This is a genomic window from Rhizobium sullae (assembly GCF_025200715.1).
GTDB classification, from domain to species: domain Bacteria; phylum Pseudomonadota; class Alphaproteobacteria; order Rhizobiales; family Rhizobiaceae; genus Rhizobium; species Rhizobium sullae.
The window spans coordinates 2431675-2452618 of the sequence record NZ_CP104144.1 but is presented as its reverse complement, the minus strand read 5'-3'; the positions used below and the strand labels follow the sequence as shown (position 1 = coordinate 2452618).

Below are 20944 nucleotides of genomic sequence, written 5' to 3'. Positions count from 1 at the left end.
AACTACCAGTTTGTGACAGAACCGTCGCTGCGCTTCAGGTGAGGCGCTTCCCAGAAACGAAAGCTCTCCGCCTCGACTGCCTCTTCGTTGATCTCGACGCCGAGCCCTGGCAGATCGCTGACCGGATAGTCGGGGCCATCGAGCCGCGGTTGCACGGGGAAGAAGTCGGAATTATCGAAGCCCAGTTTTGCTTCGGGCGCCCTGGTCTCGAGCCAAGCGAAATTCGGTACCGCGGCGGCGAGATGGATAGTCGCGGCCGTGCAGACTGGGCCAAGGGGATTGTGCGGCATCAGGTCCACATAGTGTGCCTCGCTCCAGCCAGCCACCTTCATCGCTTCAGTGAGCCCGCCAACATTGCAAACATCGAGCCGGTTGAACTGATGGATGCCGCGCTCGATGTAGGGCAGGAATTGCCACTTGCTGGCAAATTCCTCGCCGATGGCGAACGGGATGTCGGTCATCGTGCGTAAGGATTCGTAGGCCTCCGGTGTCTCGTCTCGTATCGGCTCCTCGAGGAAATCAAGCACGCCACGGCCGAGCTTGTTACAGAAGCTCGCCGCCTCTGCCACCGACAGGCGATGATGATAGTCGATACCGAGGACGACGTCGTCGCCCAGCGCCTCGCGCGCCTTGTTTAGCATGCTTGCGGTAGCGCCGATCGATTCCCGCGGCTCAAAGATGTCCTTGCTGTTTTGCCCGATGGGAAAGAAGCGGATCGCCTGCCACCCCTGTGCGCGTAGTTCGCGGGCTCGCTCGATAGCAACATCGCCCTCGGCCTCGTCACCGGTCGAGGCGAAGGTAGGAATGCGGTCGCGCTGCTTGCCGCCCAGCAGTTCGTAGGCCGGCACCCCCAGCGCCTTGCCCTTGATGTCATGCAGGGCAATGTCGATGGCGGAAATCGCCGCCTGCAGGACGCGCCCGCCTTCGAAGTATTGGCTGCGATAAACTTCTTGCCAGATCCGACCAATCTGCATCGGGTCGCGGCCGATGAGAAACTCGCGATAGTGCTCGATCGCGCCGGCCACGGCCTTCTCCCTACCGCTCAAGCCGCTCTCGCCCCAGCCGAAGATGCCATCGTCGGTCTCGACCTTGACCAGCATCTGGTTGCGCGTTCCCACCCATACGGGATAGGGCTTGATCGCCGTGATTTTAAGCTTCGCAGTCATCCACGCCCTCGTTTCACACGCATCGGCTCTATCTCAGTGGGCCTTGAGGGCCATTTCTGTTTCGCCGTCGAACAGATGCATCCGCTCCTGATCGAACTCGAGCCAAATCTGTTCGTCGGGCGCGACGGCAATGGTCGGCGGCACACTGACGTTGACAATGGCGCCAGACAGGAACGCCTGAACGAAGGTGACGTCTCCGGTCGGCTCCACCGTGTAGGCCTTGGCAGGAATGCTGCCTGGCACCGCACTCTTGTGCAGCTTGATCGTCGAGTGACGTGCGCCGAGCACGACTTTCTTGGTGGTTGCCCTCGCGACCTTCTGCGCGTTGGTTGGCGAAAGCTCGAGGCGCCAGCCCTCTGCGCTGGTCAAAACAGTGTTGCCGCTTTCCGTTGATGCCTCCAGCGGAACAAGGCTCATTGCCGGGCTGCCGACGAAGCTGGCGACGAACATGTTCACCGGATGGGCAAAGACCTGCGCCGGTGAATCGTATTGCTGCAGGTAGCCGCCGTTCATCACCGCCATCCTGTCGGCCATGGTTACCGCTTCGAGCTGGTCGTGCGTCACGTAGATGATCGTCGCCTTGAGGTCCTGGTGGAAACGCTTGATCTCCGACCGCATCTGCACGCGCAGCTTTGCGTCGAGGTTGGAGAGTGGTTCATCCATCAGGAAGACCGCCGGATCGCGAACGAGGGCACGGCCCAGCGCCACGCGCTGCTGTTGCCCGCCCGAAAGTTCGCGAGGCTTGCGCTCAAGCAGCTGCGTCATGTCGAGCACGCGCGCTGCTTCCTTGACCTTCTTGTCGATCTCGTCCCTTGGCAGTTTGCGCATCTGCAGCGGGAAAGCCAGGTTTTTGTAGACCGATTTCTGCGGATAGAGCGCGTAGTTCTGGAACACCATTGCGATGTCCCGGTCCTTGGGGTCGAGGTCGTTGACCACCCGGTCGCCGATGACGATGTCGCCAGATGTGATGGGGATGAGCCCTGCTACAAGATTGAGCGTGGTTGTTTTGCCGCAGCCTGAAGGGCCGACGAGGGCAACGAATTCGCCGTCATTGACCGTCAGCGAAACATCGTTGACAGCTTTGAAGCTGCCATACGTCTTGACAAGATCTTTGAGGACCACGTGGGCCACCGGCAACTCCCTAGTGTTTGACTGCGCCTTCTGTAAGGGCGCGTACGAAGTATCGTTGCAGGACGAGGAACAGGACCACGACAGGCACGCTCATCATAAAGCTGGCCGCCATCAAGCCCGGAAAGTCCGTCGTATTTTCCGAGAAGAAGCGCTGGATGCCGACCGGCAGCGTCAACTGGTCGTTCTTGGAGAGGAAGGTGTAGGCGTAGATGTACTCGTTCCACGCGCCGATGAAGGAATAGATCGCCGTGGCGATGATTCCTGGCGCCGAGAGCGGCATCACGATTAGGACAAAGGCCTGGAACCGTGTCGCTCCGTCGATGCGCGCCGCCTGCTCGAGTTGCACCGGGATGTTGTCGTAGAAGCCCTTGAGGAGCCAGATTGCCAGCGGCAGTCCGAATGTGAGGTAGGTGAGAATGAGCGACCCATGCGTGTTCACCAGCCCGATCGCGCGCATCAGGATGAAGAGCGGCACGAGAAAGATCACCGCCGGGAACATGTTCCGAAGCAAGACGGCGAAGAACAGAAAGTTCCGGCCAGGAAAGGTGAAGCGTGAAAACGCATAAGCCGCGGGAACTGCCACGATCACCGAAAGGACGGTCGTGGCGGTGGAGACAAAAAGGCTGTTCCAGAAGAAGCGCAGGAAGTCCTGGCCGACGCTGTTTTGCGGATCGAGCAGCTTTTGGTAGCTCGCGAGGGTGGGTTGGTCCGGCCACCATTGCGGCGGGAACTGCAACGCAGCGAAGCCTGACTTGATCGATGTGATCAGCATCCAGATCATCGGTAATGTGGTGTAAAGCAGCATGAAGAGCAGGAAGATGCGTCCACCCCACCGCCATCCATCGATGCGCACACGGCGACGCGCCTGACCTCGATGAGCAGTCTCGGCAATCGTGCTCATTCGCTTCCGTCCTTCCGCTCGTTACCGCTCAGCGCCCGGACGTAGAAGTAGCCAAACGACATCAGGATTAAGAACAGCAGCACCGAGTAGGCCGATGCCACTCCCCAGCGTTGGCGACCAAAGGCGAGTTCATAAATGTGGGTGATCCAGATATGAGAAGCGTTCGACGGCCCGCCGCCGGTCATGATCCAGGGGATGATGAACGAATTGAAGTTGGCAACTGCCAGCAAAAGGATCGTCACCGTCGAGACATTCCTTACATGTGGAAAGGTGACGTGCCAGAACCGCTGCCATGCATTCGCTCCGTCGACCTTTGCGGCGCGCAGCAACTGGTCGGGGACCGTCTGCAGCCCAGCCATCATCATGATCATGGCAAACGGGAATTCTCGCCAGATATTGACGACGATCAGCGAGGGAAGCACCGTGCTCACGCTGTCGATGAAATTCGGCGGCCGGTCGGTCAATCCCAGGCTGACCAGCACCGCGCCAATGATCCCAACGTCCGAATGGTAGATCCATTTCCAGATATAGGATGCGGCAACCGCGCTGATGACCCATGGAATGATCAGGACGGCGCGCAGGATGGCGCGGCCGGCAAAGTCACGATGGAGCGCCAGAGCGCTGGCGAATCCCAGGACAAACGAGACGAACGTCGATCCAATCGTCCAGATAAGAGTGTTCGAGGTGACGGTCCAGAACACCGGACTTTTGAGGATGGCGGTGTAGTTGTCGAGCCCGACGAAAATCTTGTCCCGAAGCTGCAGGCCAGGCGGTGTATTAAAGAACGACAGCTCAATCGTGTAGTAGATAGGGTAGGCTATCACGATCAGCATCACTGCGATCGCAGGGAGCACATACGCGTAGTCGGCGCGATGATCCCAGGTCTTTCGCAGCACACCGGATCTGACAAGCAGTCTTCGGGGAGCCTCGGCCTTTCCAGTCAAGATCGTCACTGTGCAGAGCCCTCATCCATGGGAACGAAACCGGCTGCAATCGATGCGCAGCCGGTCAGATCGTCGGACTTGAACTAGAGCCCACCGTCCATCAGTTCTTTGACCTTCTTGGCCGCGTCGTCGGCTGCCTGGTCGACCGTCATGGCCCCAGTCAGAGCATTCTGCAGCATGTCCGGGACTATGATGTTCATGATCTCCGGGGACTGTGGCAATGCCGGGAACGGGATGCCGTATGGCAGCATCGAGGTCGTGACATCAAGGAACTTGATGCTGTCCAGACGTTCCTTCATCCATTTGGTCTTGAAGCCGTTGAGGTTTCCCGGGTTTGAGCCTGCATAGGCCATCTTCAATGACCATTCGGGGCTCGTCCACATGCAGATGATGGCCTTCGCTGCCGGCTCGTCTACCTTGCCGCCCTCCACATATTCCGGCTTCAGGATATGAATGTTCGAGCCGCCAAACACCACGGCACGTTTGCCGTTGGGGCCAGTCGGGATCAGTCCGTAGCGCATATTGTCGATTACGGTCTGCGCCTTCTGCTTGTCGGTGTCGGTTGCCTTCTTCTGCAGGTCGAGCATGACGTCGTAATCCGAAGGATGGGAGATCATCATGCCGAGCTGGCCAGCCAGGAAGAGGGGCTGGTTGTCGGCCTGCTGATTGGTAAGCGCCGAAACCGGAACCGACTTGTCGCGTACATACATGTCGTAGGAGGCCTGCAATGCGGCCTTGCTTTGCGGGCTATCGAGCTCGACCGTCTTATAGGTCGGCTCGGCGGTAGCCTCGTCGAAGACACCGCCGCCATAGGCCCAAAGCTGCGGCATGAAGCGGTAGGGCGTGTTACCTGCATTCTTGCGAGCCACGAGACCATAACCGGCAATGCCGAGCTTGTCGTGGATCTGCTTGGAATACTTGACGACATCATCCCAGGTTGCTGGGGCCTTGTCGGGATCAAGGCCGGCACGCTTGAAGATATCGGCGTTCCAGATGAACGCCATCGTCTCGTTGTTGGTTGGAATGCCGTAGGTCACATCGTCCCAGGTTACAGCTTTCATCGCTCCTGGCCAGAAGTCCTCGGTCGAATACCCTACATCCTCCGGTTTCAGAGGCTGCAGATAGCCCTTTGAAGCAAACTCGGTGCCACCCAGGATTTGAAGGCGGACCGCCATCGGAGCCGCATTGCCAAGGAGCGCGGTCCGGAACTTGTCCAAGAGGTCGTTGTAGGTGAGGGCTTGTTCCTCAAGCTGGATGTTTGGGTAGGTCTTGCGGAACGTCGCGAAGAAATCCTTGTAATACTGGCGCAGTAGGTCGGGGTCGCCCTCGAACACACCCTGATACCAGAAGGTCAGTCGGCCCTTGTAGTCAAGCGGGGTGACCTTGCCGCAATCAGCCGCCGTGTCAAATTCCTGTGTACCGGCAATGGAGCGGACATATTGCGGCGACCACTTGCTCAGGTCGACCGGCGCCCCCAGCGCAGACGCAGACATCAATGATACCGTCAAAGCAGTGGAGACAGTGCCGCGCAGGACGGCACCTCCGAGTGAAATCCTCGTCATAGGTATCCTCCAGGTTTCTCTCCCATGCCGCTCTGCACCAAGGCGAGCGGTCTTTGCTCGACGGCTCAGGACCTCCCAGTCAATGTATTCCTTCGAGCAGATCATACGTTTTCAGATCGCCGAACACCTGTCAATCGGGGAAATCGTACATTGTTTGGGCGAGATTTGCGTGATATGCGAGGAATATGTGTATTAATTGGGGATAGTTTTGACCGATACGAGCGACTTTAGGGCGAAGCCACCCGAGGGCATCGACGCTGACGGGGCATCCAGCCAGGGCGCCTCGCTCTACCAACTGATCCGGGAAGACATCATCGAGGGGCGGCTCGCTGCCAACGAACGGCTCGTGGTCACCGATCTCGCCCGGCGCCACGGCACCTCGACCAACCCTGTGCGCGAGGCTCTGCAACTGTTGCGCGGGGAGGGCTTTGTCACCTTCGTTCCCAACCGCGGAGCGCGCGTCCGGCCCATAGATCAGGATTTTGTTCGGGATATCTACGAGATAGGAGTCTTGATCGAGCCGGCACTGACGCGATGGTTCGTAAGCATGGCCACCGTCGAGGACATAGCTGAACTCGAACGCATTCAGGGCCTGATTGAAGAGAACAACTTCGCTGACACCTTCAGGCACAGCGAGCTGGACACTGCCTTTCATACTGTGATGTACCAGAAGCACTACAACCGCCATGCAGCCGAGCTTTGGTGGAAGCATCGCGAAGTGCTGCGAGCAGTGAGCCGACGTTTTGACTTCACGCTCGCCCGGCGTGCCGCAATCCTTAGCGAGCATCGCGAGCTCATCGCGCATGTGAAGGCGGGAAATGCGAACGAGGCGGCCGAACTCATCGCTCGCCATGTGGAGGGCTCCGGCCGGCACATCCTTGAACATATGCGTGCGCGCAACGCCGCTCGCGCGGGATAAGACGCGCCTGAAACCTTGTTATCCCGAGCACTTCAGAAAAGGCAGTTGAGATGAAAATCACCAGCGTTCGCCCGTGGCTAATCAGGTCTGATGCTTCTTACTGGGGAGAATATCTCTTTGTCGAAGTGACGACCGACGAGGGGGTGAGCGGCTGGGGAGAGATCACCACGACGACAAGGCTCGCCAATCGCGCCCTCTGCACGATCCTGCGGCAGATTGGTGCCGCTCTGAAAGGCGAGGACCCGGCGCGTATCGAATATCTGTGGCACAAGATATTCCGAAGCTTCACCTACATGGGCAGCCGCGGCGCTGCAGTCGAATGCGTCAGTGCTATCGACATAGCCCTTTGGGATATCCGAGGCAAAGTCCTGGGCAAGCCAATATACGAGCTGTTGGGTGGAGCGGTACGTGATGACATTGCGCTCTACACCCACCCCAACCAGGCCAAGTTTACCAGTAAGGAGGCTGTGGTCAGGGAAATCCGAGACATCGTCGATTCCGGTCACACTGCACTCAAGTTCGATCCTTTCCCCCACCAAGGCCGCACCGCCGATGGACAGCCTCGCGAACAGCGGGACGGCTACCTCGATGGCAGCATGACCCGCAAGGATGAGCGCGAAGCCGCCGAACTCACGGCTCTGATCCGCGAAACGGCGGGCGCTGATGTCGACATCCTCATCGATGCGCATGGCCGGTTCGACGTTCCAACCGCCATTCGCCTTTGTCGGAGCCTCGAGGAAGCTGGTCAGATCGACTGGTTCGAGGAGCCCTGTCCGCCGGAGAGCCTCAACGCTCTCAGACAGGTCCGTGAGAAGGTCAGCGCCGCCATCTCTTGGGGCGAGCGCGGCCATACGAAATGGGATTTCGTGCCGGTGCTCGAAAACAGGCTAGCTGATTACATCATGCCGGATGTCACTTGGACCGGCGGCATCACCGAACTCAAGAAGATCTCTGCCCTATGCGAGGCTTACTACATCCCGGTCTCCCCGCATGACGCCGCAGGGCCGATCAACGTGGTTGCGGGAGCGCAGGTGATGATGACCGTTCCCAACTTTTACAAGCTTGAAACGTCGGAGTGGAACCTGGGCAAATATGATGAGCTCATCGACAGGCCACTGGATGTCTCGAACGGCAGCCTCAAGCTTGCGTCAAAGCCTGGCCTCGGCATCGAAATGAACCGCGACTACCTTCAAAACCACGAGATAGAACTGGACTAGACAACGCTCTACGCCGCGCCTGCGTGTGGCGAGGAGTCCCACCGATCAGAACGAGGATCAAATCATGCTAGAGGCAGATGGAGCCGACGAGGCGCTCAATCGGGTGAATACGCGTTCCAGGCCGTCTGACCTCCGCATCACCGACATGCGGGTCGCCGAAATTGATGGCGCGCCGTTCACCTCGGCGTTACTCAAGATTTACACCAATCAGGGCATCGTTGGGCTTGGCGAGGTGCGCGACGGTGCCAGCGCCACCTATGCGCTGATGCTGAAGAGCCGGTTGCTTGGCGAGAACCCTTGCGACATCGATCGGCTGTTTCGTAGGATCAAACAGTTCGGCGGACACGGCCGCCAAGGCGGCGGCGTCTCGGCGGTTGAAATCGCATTGTGGGATCTTGCCGGCAAGGCCTATAGCGTCCCCATCTACCAGATGCTCGGTGGCCGCTTCCGCGAGAAAGTGCGCGTCTACTGCGATACGGACGCCACCGTGCCGAGCGGCACCGAGACGGGGAGGCGCCTCAAGCAGCGCATGGAGCTCGGTTTCACCTTCCTGAAGATGGATCTCGGACTGATGCAGATCGCGGACGTCCCCGGCGCGGTCGTGTTTCCTGCCGGCTCACTCGAAGGATACCACAACCGTCCTTATCGCGGACCGCTGAAGACGATTGAAGAGCGGCGTGCCCGCAACGCTTCGTATGATTTGCATAATGTCCAGCATCCGTTTACCGGCCTTCACTTTTCCGACAAGGGCCTCGACCTGCTTGAGCAGTACATCGCCGAGGTTCGTGAAGTCATCGGCATGGATGTGCCGCTCGCGATCGACCATATCGGCCATATCTCGATGCAGAACGGCATTCGCCTCGCAAGGCGAATTGAAAAATACGTGCCAGCCTGGCTCGAGGATGTGATCCCATGGCAGTATACGCAGCAGTACCGGCAACTGCAGGACGCAACGACGGTGCCGATCTGCACTGGCGAGGACATCTACCTCAAGGAGGGCTTCGAGCCCCTGCTTAACAGCGGCGGCGTCTCCGTTATCCACCCGGACCTGCTCACCAGCGGAGGCATCCTCGAGACCAAGAAGATCGGCGACATGGCGCAAGACCGCGGTGTCGCGATGGCTATCCACATGGCGGAAAGTCCAATCGCCGCAATGGCCGCGGCACATGTTGCGACCGCGACCGAGAATTTCATGGCGCTTGAATACCATTCTGCCGATGTCGACTGGTGGGACGATATCGTCACGGGCCTTCCCAAGCCGCTAGTAAAGGACGGCTTCATCACTGTTTCGGACAAGCCGGGCCTTGGGATCGACGACGTCGTCGACGAGGTGATCTCGATGCATCTGCAGCCGGGCGTCGCCGGCATCTGGCAGCCTACGGATCACTGGGACGATGAGTATTCCTGGGATCGCACCTGGAGCTGAGGCGAAAAGGAACGAAGATGAAGATCACCGATCTCCGCTGCGCCGTTATCGGCAAACACCCGATCGTCCGCATCGTTACGGACGAGGGCCTCTATGGCTTGGGCGAAGTCGAATTCACCAAGTCCTACCTCAAGCCCTGGGTGCTGCATTTCCGCGAGGCGCTGGTCGGCGAGGACCCGACCGATGTCGAGAGAGTAATGTTGAAGATCCGCCAACGCGGCTCTTTCAAGCCGTACGGCGCGGCGGTGAGCGCTATTGAGCATGCGCTGTGGGATATTGCTGGCAAGGCCGCGGGCGTGCCCGCCTATAAACTGCTGGGCGGCAAGGTGCGGGACAAGGTGCGCGTCTACAATGGTGAGATTCGCCAGAAACGCACGGGCGACCGGCCGGAGGATTACGCCGCTGACGTCAAATGGATGATGGAGCAGCCGCAGAACTTCTTCATGGTCAAGCAAGGAATCTCGTTCCACTCCAACATGAAGGACACTATCGAGGGCTTCCACTACGGCGTGACGCAGAAGAAGGCCGGCTATCACGGTGCCATGGATCAGGGCGTGATCAGCGAGCGCGGTTTCAATCACATGCTCGACTGCGTGATCGCGATGAAGGAAGTGCTGGGCGATAAAGTCAGCCTGGCGCTCGACTGCGGCCCGGGTTGGATGCTGCCCGATGCGATTAAGTTCGCTCGCGCTGTCGAGAAGTACAATTTGATGTGGCTCGAGGACATGCTGACTGGCGACTACGTGCCGTGGGTCAATCCGCAGGCCTATCGGGAACTGACAACCTCCACCTCGACGCCAATCCATACTGGTGAGCAGATCTACCTGCGGCACAATTTCAAGGAACTGATCGAGACGCAGGCGGTACGCGTCATCGGCCCCGATCCAGCCGATGTTGGCGGCATTGCCGAGCTCAAATGGGTCGCCGAGCACGCCTACATGCACTCGATCCTGATGGCACCGCACGGCACCGCTAACGGCCTGCTGGGCCTCGGCGCGTTGATCAATGTCTGCGCCACGTTGCCTGCAAATTACATCGCCTTCGAATATCCGACCGCCTCCGACCCCTGGTGGGAGGACCTGGTAATCGGCTTGCCGCCGCAGATCGTGAAGGACAGCATGGTAGACCTACTGGAAGCGCCGGGGCTGGGCCTCGATATCGACGCTGAAGGGGCCAGGAGATATCTCAGCGAAGAGGATGCGGGTTTTTTCGACTGAACCTCCCTCCACCTGCCGTGTCCATCTTGTCGGGCGCCAGGTAATAGGGCTTGTCGAAATAGGTGATATCGATCTGTAAACAGGAAATGAAGGCCTCGATCTTCAAGGTCTTGTCGCTATCGGGTAGGGCGGCGGCGCCGACAATGATATCGTCCGTCAGGTAGTGATAGTGGGCGTCGCCGGCGTAGATCATTTCCGGAATGGTCGCCGCGGTATGCAGCATGGCGGCAAGCTCGATGCCGAATTCGGATCCGCTATGCATCGCGACGCCGATCTGGAATGTCTGGCAGACCGCGCAGAGATCCTTCACGCCCCGCGGACCTCCCAGTAATGCAGGTCGGTCAGGATGACGTCGGCGGCGTTCATTCGAATGCCAGGCCCAAGATCGTCGAAACGGGCCGGATACATGTTGGTTGCGATCGGCACGCGGATCCTGCTTCGCACCGCGGCATTTCCCTCAAGGCCCCAGGATGGGCCTTCGAAATATTCGATGTCGAGTTCCTCGAGCCGCTTGGCGTGTCAGATTTCGCTGTTAACGTGCCGGCGTTTTCTAGAGCACTTAGCCGCCACGTGGGACCCTTCGTGTTTGAGTTGATGCTGGCGAAGGCACTATCGCTTGGTTCAGCCCGATAAAGCATCTCTACCAACTTGCTCCCCAGCCAGTGCGCCTGCGAGCAAGCCCGACGCAGCGAAACTATCGGGCTCAGCTGGCAGCGCCGGCAAGGTGGGGCGAGGTGTGCATCCAAGCGCCACACCTGAGTTCGATGCAGCTATTCATGTCATCTTGGATCGCGCGTTCGTTGAAGAGCAGCGTGAGAATTTTCGTCACGCGATACTGAAAATAGATGAGGGATCTGATCACTCAGCAGTCTCTCCCTAGCTTGTTCCACCACCCGTCCTGAATGTCCGGTCTCGCCTCGAAAAACGGGCGCCATTGCTCCACCCACGGCTCGCCACAAGCGTGTGGCTGATAGCGGCCTGTGCCGAAGTGAGTGAGGCCTCACATCGGGCTCGCCAGGTCCGGGAACGGCCCCTTCCACCAGCTTCCTTGTTTCGCATACGGACTACAACAGCTGACACTTCAGCAGCGCTTCAAGCCAGTCCGCGAAGACCTGTAGCCGGCGTGAGAGATGTTGGCGATGCGGATAAAGTAGGGCCATCGGCATGGGTTCCGCCCGGTGGCCGGGCATCACCTCGACCAGTTCGCCCGCTTCCAAGTGTCGCTTAACATCGTATGCCGGGATCTGGATCAATCCGAGACCCGCAAGACAGCAGGCGATATAGGCTTCGGCGCTGTTGACGGTGACGCGGCCATGCAACGACACTGCGCGCAACGCGCCGTGCTCCACCCATTCCCAGTCTTCGACCCTGCCGTTGGAGGGCGAGGCATAGTTGACCGCCCGATGTTCGCCGAGTTCGTCGGGCGTTTGCGGTGTTCCGTGTCGCGCCAGATAGACCGGGCTGGCCACATTGATCAGCGGCAGATTGCCGATAGACCGGGCGATGAGGCCGGAATCGCCGAGCGGGCCGACGCGCAGCACGCAATCAACGCTGTCTTCGACCAGATTCACCGCCCGGTCGGTGACACCAAGGTCGATGTCGATCTCGGGATAGCGGTCGAGAAAGTCGGGTAGCGCCGGAGCGATGATCAGTCGCCCGATACGACCCGGAACGTCGATCCGCAGTCTGCCCGACGGTTGCGCCGCCGTCTGCCGAAACAGATTCTCCGTATCTTCGACGTCGGCGATAACACGCTGGCACCTTTCATAAAAGGCAAGGCCGTCCTGTGTCGGTGAGACCTTGCGTGTGGTGCGATGAAGCAACCGCGCGCCGACACGTCCCTCCAGGTCCTGAATAGCCGCCGAAACCGAGGAGCGCGGTACGCCAAGCGTATCAGCCGCCCGAGTGAAACTCGAACAATCGACAACACGGATGAAGATACGGAACAGGTCGACGCGGTCCAAAGTAGATGATGTCCATTGTGCTGCTTTTCTGACAAGTGATGTCAGAATGATCGTCTTTATTGTGCAATGCTAGACGATATTCTTGTCCGACGAAAGCGGCCACTATGCAGCCGCCATACCGGCAAAGGAGGCCGATCCATGACCGATCACAGCATCAAAGGCAAAACCGTCATCATCGCCGGTGGCGCAAAAAATCTCGGGGGACTTATCGCGCGCGATCTCGCTGCCCACGGCGCCAAGGCGATTGCCATCCATTACAACAGCGCTGCGACCAGGGCGGATGCCGACGCGACCGTGGCTGCGGTCAAGGCCACCGGCGCCGAAGCGGTTGCCTTCCAGGCGGATTTGACCACTGCGGGCGCTGTCGAGAAGCTGTTTGCCGATGCGGTTTCCGCAATTGGCCGGCCGGACATCGCCATCAACACCGTCGGCAAGGTACTGAAGAAGCCGATGGTTGAGATTTCGGAAGCCGAATATGACGATATGACCGCGGTCAATTCGAAGACGGCCTTCTTCTTCATCAAGGAAGCCGGCAAGCATCTCAACGACAACGGCAAGCTGGTGACGCTCGTCACCTCGCTGCTCGGTGCTTTCACACCCTTCTATGCTGCCTATGCCGGCACCAAAGCGCCGGTCGAGCATTTCACACGCGCGGCATCCAAGGAGTTCGGCGAGCGCGGCATCTCGGTAACGGCGATCGGCCCCGGTCCGATGGACACGCCGTTCTTCTATCCGGCCGAGGGTGCCGACGCGGTCGCCTATCACAAGACCGCTGCCGCCCTGTCCGGCTTTTCCAAGACCGGCCTCACCGACATCGAGGACATCGTCCCCTATATTCGCTTCATGGTCTCCGATGGCTGGTGGATGACTGGCCAGACCATTCTCGTCAACGGTGGCTATACCACCAAGTGAGGGCAGCGGCGGTCCGCCTGTGAAGACGGGCCGCCGAAACAAAACTTGCCTGCAAAATAGGGGGCGCTCATGCATATGCTGCTAGTCATTATCGGGGGAGTTGTCTTGCTCGGCGTGTTCGCGCTGTTCGGAAAACTCTGGGGCGGCGATGTCGCCGGAGTCGCAACGGCGGCGAAGGCTTTTATTCCCCTGTGGCTGGCCGTGACGCTCGTCAACATGTGGGTCGGCGTGACTAGGGCCGGCTATACGGTCGCCCAGGAACTGCCGATCCTGCTCGTCGTCTTCGCCGTCCCGGCAGCGCTCGCCGCCGTCGTGGCGTGGCGACTGGTAAGAGGCTGACCCGATGGTCGCCGAGACGTTGCCCTCGCTACTGAGGCCGCCTTTCACTGCGGCTTCAGCCTCGTTCCGGTTGTCGTGCTGCTCGGCGCGACGGTGGTCGTGGCCATCGTCCAGCGCGCCGGACCGGAGATGCTTTACATGCTGCGTGGCCATATGATGGGTGACAACAAAGTAAACGCGAATTTCCCCGCACCTTTTGCTGTTGAGTGTGCTGAGGCATGAGGTGTCCACCAAAAAATAGGTGGACACCAAGTCATGGAAGAAGATGATCATAAACCGGTCGTCAGGCTGGCTGGGGGGGCAGGCGACGCCGACAACCCTGCCTCGAAAACCATCCGTGAACGAACGCCAGGAAGTCCCCGTAATTATTAGAAATTAGAGGCGAGCTGAATTTAAGAGGAACTCGGTGATCTGCAAGGAACTCTTCGCCCACAGCTTCGTTTGCTCCACACGTGTATCGGATGCGTCGCGTCCCTAAACAGCGAGCGAGGAGCAAAATGTTGATACGTCTCATAGCCGCTACCGCCGCCCCCCTTCTCCTGGCTGCGCCAGCATTCGCGGACTGCAGTCAAGAACTCGCGAAACTCGAGCAAGCTATAGTTTCCGCGGAAACGGGTGCAAGCGGCAGCAAGTCCGGTGTTCCCGTTACGAAGCACCAGGAAGAAGTTATGGCCGGCAAACAGAAGCAGGGCGTCGGAACTGAAACAACAGGATCAACCGGTACCCAGACGAAAGCGATTTCGCCCCACCAGGAACAGGTAACCGGGAAACGGACTGGTGAAAGTGCCGACAAGCCAAGCAAGATCCTGGCGGAAGCCCGCAAAATGGCCCAGGCCGGTGATGAGCAGGGCTGCATGAAGAAGCTGGCGGAAATCAAAGGTCTCATTGGAGAAAAGTGAAGACCTTATCTAACAACGACCTGCTAAAGCGCCTTTCCGACCACTGCTGTGATCGGCCCGGGTATGGGCGTGCGAACGAGTGTCAAATGCAAACCGCCTTGCTGTCGTCGGAATGGTTGTGACATGGTTTGTTTGACCCGGACCGTCAAAGTGCTGGCAGGCCGTCTAAAAAACATCTAGTGGTTGAAGGCAACCCATTAGGATCGCTTTTTTGGCTGAGCACCCGCCATTACTATTTTTCGGTCGCGGATCTTATAGAGCAGATCTTTGGGTCGGATCCGTTCAAAGACCAATCAGCAGCTTGGAGCCAGACGGCTTCGTCCAAACACGCTGTTGATTTCCGAAGATGCAATGTGAAAGCGCAGCAAGGCGGGGCGAGACAGCGGCAAGGGGTGAAGCCGTCCCGCCACCCTCTCCAGACGCTCCCGCCGTTTCTGACGATGCAATCAGCCTTGATGAGGAGCTCAGGCTGCTGCGGGACCAGCTGGCGCGCAAACTTCAGCCCCAAAACGCACAACTGAAGAGGATGCTGGCGCGGTTCGAGCGCTGAACCTGTTATTATCCGTCCTCCGGACTGCGGGCTTGATGAGGGTGTAGAGCACATATCGTTTTAAGCTCGGCCGAAGACCCGGCTTCGGGCCTCGCTCGTCTACCCAGGTGGCCATGAATTGAAGCGCAACAATTTTCTTGCGCCAGCGCAGTCTCCGATTGTTGTTGATTTGGACCAGCAAATGGTCTAGATTAATCTGCGATGTTGGACCTGTTAACGGTCCGGAATGGGAGACGAGCGATGCGGGTATCGGTGACAGATGCGAAGGGGCAGTTGACGGAACTGGTTCGTCGCGCGGAGGCGGGAGATGAGATCATCTTAACCCGCCATGGTCACGCGGCCGTGCGCCTAGTGCCCGTCAGGGTCGCGCAGGACGCGAAATCTCGCCGAGCGCTACTCGAATCGGTGCGGTCCGCGGCGGCCGAAAAGGTGACGCCCGGACCGGATGCTGCGCGTAGCCAGGATTTCCTTTACGGTGCTGATGGACTTCCAGAATGATCGCCGTAGATACGTCGGCGCTGATGGCGATCGTGCTCGGTGAGTTAGAAGCGGATGCCTGTGTTCGAGCGCTTGAAGCCGAAGACGATCTTATAATCTCTGCAGGTACGGTGGCCGAGTCCTTGATCGTTTCCGCCAGGCGAAATGTCGGTGAGGAAATGGCGCGGATGATTCACGGGCTTGGCTTCGAAATCGTGAATGTGACCCCGGCGTCAGCGCGGCGCGTAGCAAGCGCTTACGAACGCTGGGGAAAGGGTGTCCATCCGGCGGCGCTGAATTTTGGAGATTGCTTCGCCTATGAGGTGGCGAAGGAACATGCTTGCCGCCTGCTCTATGTCGGCGACGATTTTTCGAAGACCGACATTGAGAGAGTTCTGTGAAGGAAGAAACGACAGAAGAAGCAAGCAAAGTGCCGGAGGGGTGGGTGATAACGACGGCAAGTCCACTTGCACACCATCGTCGTGGACGTTACGATCCCGAGCTATCCGCCAGAAGTCCCCGAGGAGCTTCGCTTCAGCAGAAAGACTTGCTCGCCCTTTAGCCAATTCCAGCTCGGACGCCGGTTGATCATCGAAGCCTTCCTCGATTGCGGACGTTTCGTCGTGGGTCAGGTTACCGCCGGCCGCAACGATTTTTCCTGATGAGTGCGCCGCAATTGCGGACGCGAGAGAGGTTCACTCAATTAACGTGCCTGTTTCAGCTCAAGCGCCTTGAATTAACAGATCGACGATTTCGCCTGAAAGAGTGCTTCCACTCCGGATCAATCGTAGCGTTCGTCGCGGCCGATCTGCTCCTTTGCCGCGTCGCGAACGGTGCCCGCGGCCGGATCAGGATCCTTTTCGTTGGCTTCCTTCAGAAAACGCGCCGCTTCGAACATCGCCACCGTAATCTCGTCAGTTCCCCATCCGGCTTCGTTGGCGGCGTCAATGACTTCTTCAAGCGCATTGCGAGCGGCGGACTTGGCCTCTTCGAAGCGCAGCGACGGTTCCTCGGTTCGTGGTCGTGGGAAGTGCATGGGCTTTTCCTTTCTTTTGAAGACTGAAGAACGCACGAGCGATCATAAAGATGCGAAAAGGCGCCGGTATAACGCGCGGCCTTTCGAACCCACGGACAAAACGTCTTCCACCATCAGGACATATGGATTATGGCGGCCTTGGAGGCATTATAGTGCCCTGGCTTAGACCCCGGTTGATAGCCACACAGGACATTAATGGGCTGTTGACATCGCTCCGGCAGCTGGGTGCCGTGCCAATAGCTGAGGCCCCGGCCCTTGAATCTTTCCAAGACACCGCAGGCGACCGAAAGGTAAAATCGGGCGATGTATGGCAGGATAGATTCATGCTGTAGCCCGACGTGATACAGCTCGTTCCGGAAATCGTGCATGTGCCAGCGTTCCGGGCGCTGCCGCAGTACCGCCTTTCTGCCCTGAGTCATAGCGGGATCGAAACCGCCAAGGCGTCCGCCGAGAAATTCGGCTTCGACCACGCGGTGTCGTCGACGGAGGAGCTCGTGAACCATCCTGACGTCGACCTCGTGGTTGTAACCGTTCGGGTGCCGGAACACCTTCAAATTGTGACCGCGGCGCTCGAGGCCGGGAAGTCGGTGTTTTCCGAGTGGCCTCTCGGCATGAATCACTTCGCCGCGAGGCCTGGGCTCCGGCTTGAAACGAGAATAACCCGCTCCAATTCCCTCCAACAAATTCAGCTTGTATTCGGAGGGCGCCGATGAACGTCTTTTCCACTAAAGCCGGATTTCTATTCGCTAGAATCGGATTGCTCGCGCTTGCCGCGGTCGCCTCCGGCATGGCCCTCGGCCCGGCGCGCGCCGAACTTCTCGCACGTGTTCCCGCAGCGCGCGAAATGGCGGTTTGCGGCGACACATTGTTCGTCGGGACCAAAGGTTCCTCGGTCTATGCCGTGCCATTGTCCGGCGGTCGCGCCCGGCCGGTCGCTTCGGGATTCTCCGCTCCCAACGGGGTCGCATGTTCCCGTGGTCGTTTGTTCGTTGCTTCGAGGAACAGCGTAACCGCGTTCAACATCGGGCGCGGGGGCGCCCTGAGCGGCAGGCGCGACATTCGTCGAGACTTGCCGAATTCGGGAGCCCACAGTTTTCGCTATATCGCTGTCGGCCCCGACTCCCGGCTCTATGTCTCGTTCGGATCGCCTTGCAACATTTGCTTGCCACGCGGGCTGCAAGGCACGATCGTCAGCATGGACCAGGACGGGTCCGACCTTCGACGAGTCGCCTGGGGCGTGCGCAATTCGGTCGGCTTCGACTGGCGCGGCGGCACGATGTTCTTTACGGACAACGGCGCCGACCGAATGGGCGACGATATCCCACCTGACGAGCTGAACGAGTTGCAGCCCGGCGGCTTTTACGGCTTTCCCTTCTTCGGAGGCCAAATCCGGCTCAAAGGGTTCCAGGACGCGTCGCCGCCCGCGCGGCAGATTTCGCCCGTGTTCAACTTTCAGGCGCATGTCGCGACCTTGGGAATCCATTTCTTCCGCAGCCTCGGCGGCGACGCCCTGGTTGCCGAGCACGGCAGTTGGGACAGGTCGGTTCCGGTCGGCCGTCAGGTTGTGCGGGTGCGCTTCCAAGGGGCGCGCCCAGTCTCGGCGACGACTTTCGCCAGAGGCGTCGGCCGGCCGGTAGACGTCAAGGAGGCGCCGGATGGTTCCGTCCTCGTATCCGACGACGCCGGAGGCGCGATTTACGTCCTCAGGCGGTGATGTCCATTGGCGCGTTCCCGCCAAGCGCGGCCTTGTGGGCCATTGGCCACCAGGTCGAACTAGTCAGCTGAGATGCGGCGCGATGCTTCATCAACGAACAGGATCCCAGCAAGCCCATCCCGGCGCGTGCGCCGCCCGATTGAAGGGCGGCAGCGAAAATCACGGCAGCACGGAGACGGGATGTGGCCACGGTGAGGAACTGATTGGTCAGCCACGCATCACCTTCGGCGCCGCTCCTGGCTACCGCACGCTCGCTTCCGATCGCCGGCGGCGGTTCGCCCGTTCAGCCGTCGCAGGAGCTTATCTTGCGCCATCTTCTTGCGACGGGTTCAGCGGGTATAAACGCGATGCGTTCATCGGCGATATCGAGCAGCCTTCGCTCGATGTCGTCAGGATGATAGGCCACGCTGGGGTCGGTATCGTCGAGTCCGGCGAAGGTCCATGCCTGGGGAACCTCTTCAACGATGAAATGTTCTTCAATGCCAATCAACTTCATGGTCATTTCCTCTCACCAACGTCGGCCATATTCACCAAGGAACAGTCTCGCCGTGCTGGTTGAGGTATTCCAGGCCTGGTCTTTCGCGTTTGGCGAGCAGCACGCGCACGAGGCTGGGGATGCTCTCATCGATTGTGAGTGGTACATCCGGCCCCCCAAGGTCGGTGCGTATCCAGCCTGGCGCCATGACGGCCATTGCGCGCGGTGATTCTGCTTCGCGGGCCGCGAAGCTCCGCATGAACTTCAAGTGTAATTCGACGCCAAGGCAGAGGTCACGGCCATCGCCGATTTTAACCCTAAAGCGACAAGGCCCTCCACTGGGACCCTCGGCGACTTTCGAATCCGTAGCGGAGTAATGCCCAATGCGGAGAACGTCGCCGATCTGCGAGGAGTACGATGTTCCGGAAGAGTCTTCAGCGGTCCGTCTGATCAATTATTAGCTTTCTCCCGTTTCCGTGCGTTTGAAGGCGTCTCGCCGGCGCGTAACCCCATAACTCATGCCCCGGAAGAGATCCCGATCGCCAGTCCGTCGCCACGTGGATCATGTGCGCCGGTCGCCATGCCGTCCTCGTCGATAACGATCACACCTGCCTGCCCTGCAAGCGGGCTCTGCGCCTCGATCGGTGACAGTGCGTGGCCTCGTGCGGCCAGTTCGGCAAGCACTGCTTCGCCGGCATCGCTTTCCAGCTTGAGGCTGTCACGGCTGTCGGAAAAGGTCTTGCCGAGGAGAAAGCGTGGACCGGCCAGCGCTGCTGCTGGTTCCTCGTCGAAGTCGATCAGCCGGGTCAGCAGCATTGCCAGCGTCTGCGGCTGACCGTCGGCGCCCTGCGTGCCGTAGAGCAGCGCAGGCTTGCCGTTGCGCAGGCCGAGGCCGGGATTCAAAGTATAGAAAGGCCGTTTGCAGGGTGCGATGGCATTGACATGCTTGGGATCGGACGAAAAGGCAGCCCCGCGGTTCTGCCAGAGAATACCCGTATCGCCGACCACCACGCCGCTGCCCCAGTCGAAATAGGTGCTCTGCAAGACGCTGACGCTGCCGCCCTCTGCGTCGGTTGCGGCGAAGAACACGGTGTCGCCGCTGCGAAAGAGTGCTGGCCATTCGAGTGCCCGCACGGGATCGATGGAGGCCGCCACCTGCGCGAGATGCTGTGCGCTCAGCCATTCCTCCACCGGCTGCGGCGCGACATCGGGATCGGCGATACCGCCGCGGTCGAAAAAGGCGTGTTTGACGGCTTCCACGCAGAGGTGCAGATGGTCAGCGCTGCCGGGCGTATGGACGGCGAGATCGAAATGAGCAAGAATGCCCATGATCCCCAGTGTCGACAGACCCTGTGTTGGTGGGGGCGGCGCAAGCAGTTCGAAACCGCGATATGAGAGGCTGATCGGCGCCACTTCGCGTGTTCGGGTCGCCTTGAGATCGTCGGCACTCAGCGGAGAACCCGCCGCCTGCAGCCCTGCCGCAATGCTCGTCCCGAGTTCGCCGTCGTAGAAGGAGCGCGGCCCGTCGGCAGCAATTAGCGAAAGCGACCGCGCCAGATTCTTCTGCCGAAACAGACTGCCTGTCTCCAGCGCCGCGCCATCCGGCATGAAGAGCGCGGCAAAACCTGGCCAGCCGGCCGCCTCCTCTCGCCGGAAGGCAAGCCAGAAGCTCTGCGAGCGCGTGACCGGAAAGCCCTGTTCAGCGTGGCGGATCGCATCGGCAAGCAAGGCAGGAAAACCGATCGTTCCGCCCCAGTGCTGCGCGGAATACTCATGCGCGTGCCGCCACGCATCGACGGCGCAGGCCGAGGTCAGCGCCGAAAGCGGCCCGCGCAGCGGAATGCTGCCGCCGAAATCCGGCAATTTCTGCGCCGCCTGGCCGATGCCAAGAAAACATGTCTTCCGCCCGCCACGATCGGCGACGATCCAGACGGAGTCGCCGCCAAGTCCGCAGAAATGCGGATAGACGACGGCAATCGTGCTGCCGATGGCGATCGCAGCCTCCAGCGCATTGCCCCCGGCCCGCAGGATCGCCGCGCCTGCCTCGCTCGCCAGCGCATGCGGGCTTGTTACCATACCACCGCGTCCGGCCGCC

At 59.7% G+C, this 20944-nt stretch carries 21 protein-coding genes and 3 pseudogenes; 12 read left to right on the top strand and 12 right to left on the bottom strand.

The window, feature by feature from the left end:
• Positions 1 to 2: 2 nt before the first annotated feature.
• The 5 genes from N2599_RS32620 to N2599_RS32600 form a co-directional block, all read right to left on the bottom strand.
• Complete coding sequence (locus tag N2599_RS32620; RefSeq protein ID WP_027508969.1) at positions 3 to 1166, bottom strand: mandelate racemase/muconate lactonizing enzyme family protein; 1164 nt, start codon at positions 1164 to 1166, stop codon at positions 3 to 5.
• Positions 1167 to 1199: 33 nt separating this feature from the next.
• Positions 1200 to 2297: an ABC transporter ATP-binding protein gene (locus N2599_RS32615; RefSeq protein WP_027508970.1), complete on the bottom strand. Its 1098-nt coding sequence runs from the start codon at positions 2295 to 2297 to the stop codon at positions 1200 to 1202.
• A 10-nt stretch (positions 2298 to 2307) separates the two neighbouring features.
• Positions 2308 to 3198: a carbohydrate ABC transporter permease gene (locus tag N2599_RS32610; RefSeq protein WP_027508971.1), complete on the bottom strand. Its 891-nt coding sequence runs from the start codon at positions 3196 to 3198 to the stop codon at positions 2308 to 2310.
• On the bottom strand, positions 3195 to 4151 hold the full coding sequence (locus N2599_RS32605; RefSeq protein ID WP_027508972.1) for a carbohydrate ABC transporter permease: 957 nt from the start codon (positions 4149 to 4151) through the stop codon (positions 3195 to 3197). The genes N2599_RS32610 and N2599_RS32605 overlap by 4 nt, the downstream gene beginning before the upstream one ends.
• Before the next feature lie 74 nt (positions 4152 to 4225).
• Positions 4226 to 5704: an ABC transporter substrate-binding protein gene (locus N2599_RS32600; RefSeq protein ID WP_027508973.1), complete on the bottom strand. Its 1479-nt coding sequence runs from the start codon at positions 5702 to 5704 to the stop codon at positions 4226 to 4228.
• A 208-nt stretch (positions 5705 to 5912) separates the two neighbouring features.
• Here N2599_RS32600 and N2599_RS32595 point away from each other — a divergent pair, with 208 nt between their 5' ends.
• The 4 genes from N2599_RS32595 to N2599_RS32580 all read left to right on the top strand — a co-directional run bounded on the left by N2599_RS32595 (position 5913) and on the right by N2599_RS32580 (position 10483).
• Positions 5913 to 6623: a GntR family transcriptional regulator gene (locus tag N2599_RS32595; protein WP_027508974.1), complete on the top strand. Its 711-nt coding sequence runs from the start codon at positions 5913 to 5915 to the stop codon at positions 6621 to 6623.
• Positions 6624 to 6673: 50 nt separating this feature from the next.
• Entirely contained in the window at positions 6674 to 7840 is a 1167-nt protein-coding gene (locus N2599_RS32590) for a mandelate racemase/muconate lactonizing enzyme family protein (RefSeq protein ID WP_027508975.1), read from the top strand.
• Positions 7841 to 7904: 64 nt separating this feature from the next.
• Positions 7905 to 9266, top strand: a complete 1362-nt coding sequence (locus N2599_RS32585; protein ID WP_027508976.1) for a mandelate racemase/muconate lactonizing enzyme family protein — start codon at positions 7905 to 7907, stop codon at positions 9264 to 9266.
• Between the two features lie 17 nt (positions 9267 to 9283).
• Positions 9284 to 10483: a mandelate racemase/muconate lactonizing enzyme family protein gene (locus N2599_RS32580; RefSeq protein WP_027508977.1), complete on the top strand. Its 1200-nt coding sequence runs from the start codon at positions 9284 to 9286 to the stop codon at positions 10481 to 10483.
• Here N2599_RS32580 and N2599_RS32575 read toward each other — a convergent pair.
• The 3 genes and pseudogenes from N2599_RS32575 to N2599_RS32560 all read right to left on the bottom strand — a co-directional run bounded on the left by N2599_RS32575 (position 10452) and on the right by N2599_RS32560 (position 12447).
• A pseudogene (locus tag N2599_RS32575) lies at positions 10452 to 10975 on the bottom strand (enolase C-terminal domain-like protein). The gene N2599_RS32580 and the pseudogene N2599_RS32575 sit on opposite strands and share 32 nt — an antisense overlap.
• A gap of 211 nt (positions 10976 to 11186) precedes the next feature.
• Positions 11187 to 11345: a hypothetical protein gene (locus N2599_RS32565; RefSeq protein ID WP_156915234.1), complete on the bottom strand. Its 159-nt coding sequence runs from the start codon at positions 11343 to 11345 to the stop codon at positions 11187 to 11189.
• Positions 11346 to 11547: 202 nt separating this feature from the next.
• Positions 11548 to 12447, bottom strand: a complete 900-nt coding sequence (locus tag N2599_RS32560) for a LysR family transcriptional regulator (protein ID WP_027508979.1) — start codon at positions 12445 to 12447, stop codon at positions 11548 to 11550.
• 138 nt (positions 12448 to 12585) lie between these two features.
• Between N2599_RS32560 and N2599_RS32555 the strand changes: the two genes are divergently transcribed.
• The 6 genes from N2599_RS32555 (at position 12586) to N2599_RS32530 (ending at position 16286) form a co-directional block, all read left to right on the top strand.
• A complete protein-coding gene (locus N2599_RS32555) occupies positions 12586 to 13359 on the top strand; it encodes an SDR family oxidoreductase (protein ID WP_027508980.1) in 774 nt (257 codons plus the stop codon).
• Between the two features lie 69 nt (positions 13360 to 13428).
• The gene (locus N2599_RS32550) at positions 13429 to 13698 is read left to right on the top strand and encodes a hypothetical protein (RefSeq protein WP_027508981.1); all 270 of its coding nucleotides are present in this window, start codon (positions 13429 to 13431) and stop codon (positions 13696 to 13698) included.
• A gap of 668 nt (positions 13699 to 14366) precedes the next feature.
• Positions 14367 to 14597, top strand: coding sequence for a hypothetical protein (locus N2599_RS32545; protein WP_244914709.1), 231 nt, complete (start codon positions 14367 to 14369; stop codon positions 14595 to 14597).
• A 790-nt stretch (positions 14598 to 15387) separates the two neighbouring features.
• Positions 15388 to 15645: a type II toxin-antitoxin system Phd/YefM family antitoxin gene (locus N2599_RS32540; RefSeq protein ID WP_027508984.1), complete on the top strand. Its 258-nt coding sequence runs from the start codon at positions 15388 to 15390 to the stop codon at positions 15643 to 15645.
• Entirely contained in the window at positions 15642 to 16025 is a 384-nt protein-coding gene (locus N2599_RS32535) for a type II toxin-antitoxin system VapC family toxin (RefSeq protein WP_027508985.1), read from the top strand. The genes N2599_RS32540 and N2599_RS32535 overlap by 4 nt, the downstream gene beginning before the upstream one ends.
• Before the next feature lie 66 nt (positions 16026 to 16091).
• Complete coding sequence (locus tag N2599_RS32530; RefSeq protein ID WP_027508986.1) at positions 16092 to 16286, top strand: hypothetical protein; 195 nt, start codon at positions 16092 to 16094, stop codon at positions 16284 to 16286.
• Between the two features lie 119 nt (positions 16287 to 16405).
• Here the strand turns inward: N2599_RS32530 and N2599_RS32525 are convergent, their stop codons facing one another.
• Entirely contained in the window at positions 16406 to 16660 is a 255-nt protein-coding gene (locus tag N2599_RS32525; protein WP_027508987.1) for a hypothetical protein, read from the bottom strand.
• 365 nt (positions 16661 to 17025) lie between these two features.
• Between N2599_RS32525 and N2599_RS32520 the strand changes: the two are divergent.
• Positions 17026 to 17277: pseudogene (locus N2599_RS32520) on the top strand (Gfo/Idh/MocA family oxidoreductase); the annotation flags it as partial.
• 92 nt (positions 17278 to 17369) lie between these two features.
• Positions 17370 to 18374, top strand: a complete 1005-nt coding sequence (locus tag N2599_RS32515) for a PQQ-dependent sugar dehydrogenase (RefSeq protein WP_027508990.1) — start codon at positions 17370 to 17372, stop codon at positions 18372 to 18374.
• Between the two features lie 283 nt (positions 18375 to 18657).
• Here the strand turns inward: N2599_RS32515 and N2599_RS32510 are convergent, their stop codons facing one another.
• From N2599_RS32510 to N2599_RS32500, 3 genes and pseudogenes are all read right to left on the bottom strand, one after another.
• Entirely contained in the window at positions 18658 to 18870 is a 213-nt protein-coding gene (locus N2599_RS32510; RefSeq protein WP_027508991.1) for a hypothetical protein, read from the bottom strand.
• Between the two features lie 31 nt (positions 18871 to 18901).
• Positions 18902 to 19147, bottom strand: a pseudogene (locus N2599_RS32505) (hypothetical protein); the annotation flags it as partial.
• Between the two features lie 218 nt (positions 19148 to 19365).
• Positions 19366 to 20925 (bottom strand): gamma-glutamyltransferase family protein, encoded by a 1560-nt coding sequence (locus tag N2599_RS32500; RefSeq protein WP_027508993.1) that lies wholly within the window; start codon positions 20923 to 20925, stop codon positions 19366 to 19368.
• Positions 20926 to 20944: the final 19 nt, after the last annotated feature.

What these genes read in the sequence shown, in the direction of transcription:
- N2599_RS32620 (WP_027508969.1), bottom strand. Translation starts at nt 1,166, where the DNA reads ATGACTGCGAAGCTTAAAATCACGGCGATCAAGCCCTATCCCGTATGG.
- N2599_RS32610 (WP_027508971.1), bottom strand. Translation starts at nt 3,198, where the DNA reads ATGAGCACGATTGCCGAGACTGCTCATCGAGGTCAGGCGCGTCGCCGT.
- N2599_RS32600 (WP_027508973.1), bottom strand. Translation starts at nt 5,704, where the DNA reads ATGACGAGGATTTCACTCGGAGGTGCCGTCCTGCGCGGCACTGTCTCC.
- N2599_RS32590 (WP_027508975.1), top strand. Translation starts at nt 6,674, where the DNA reads ATGAAAATCACCAGCGTTCGCCCGTGGCTAATCAGGTCTGATGCTTCT.
- N2599_RS32585 (WP_027508976.1), top strand. Translation starts at nt 7,905, where the DNA reads ATGCTAGAGGCAGATGGAGCCGACGAGGCGCTCAATCGGGTGAATACG.
- N2599_RS32580 (WP_027508977.1), top strand. Translation starts at nt 9,284, where the DNA reads ATGAAGATCACCGATCTCCGCTGCGCCGTTATCGGCAAACACCCGATC.
- N2599_RS32555 (WP_027508980.1), top strand. Translation starts at nt 12,586, where the DNA reads ATGACCGATCACAGCATCAAAGGCAAAACCGTCATCATCGCCGGTGGC.
- N2599_RS32550 (WP_027508981.1), top strand. Translation starts at nt 13,429, where the DNA reads ATGCATATGCTGCTAGTCATTATCGGGGGAGTTGTCTTGCTCGGCGTG.
- N2599_RS32545 (WP_244914709.1), top strand. Translation starts at nt 14,367, where the DNA reads ATGGCCGGCAAACAGAAGCAGGGCGTCGGAACTGAAACAACAGGATCA.
- N2599_RS32540 (WP_027508984.1), top strand. Translation starts at nt 15,388, where the DNA reads ATGCGGGTATCGGTGACAGATGCGAAGGGGCAGTTGACGGAACTGGTT.
- N2599_RS32535 (WP_027508985.1), top strand. Translation starts at nt 15,642, where the DNA reads ATGATCGCCGTAGATACGTCGGCGCTGATGGCGATCGTGCTCGGTGAG.
- N2599_RS32525 (WP_027508987.1), bottom strand. Translation starts at nt 16,660, where the DNA reads ATGCACTTCCCACGACCACGAACCGAGGAACCGTCGCTGCGCTTCGAA.
- N2599_RS32515 (WP_027508990.1), top strand. Translation starts at nt 17,370, where the DNA reads ATGAACGTCTTTTCCACTAAAGCCGGATTTCTATTCGCTAGAATCGGA.
- N2599_RS32510 (WP_027508991.1), bottom strand. Translation starts at nt 18,870, where the DNA reads ATGAAGTTGATTGGCATTGAAGAACATTTCATCGTTGAAGAGGTTCCC.
- N2599_RS32500 (WP_027508993.1), bottom strand. Translation starts at nt 20,925, where the DNA reads ATGGTAACAAGCCCGCATGCGCTGGCGAGCGAGGCAGGCGCGGCGATC.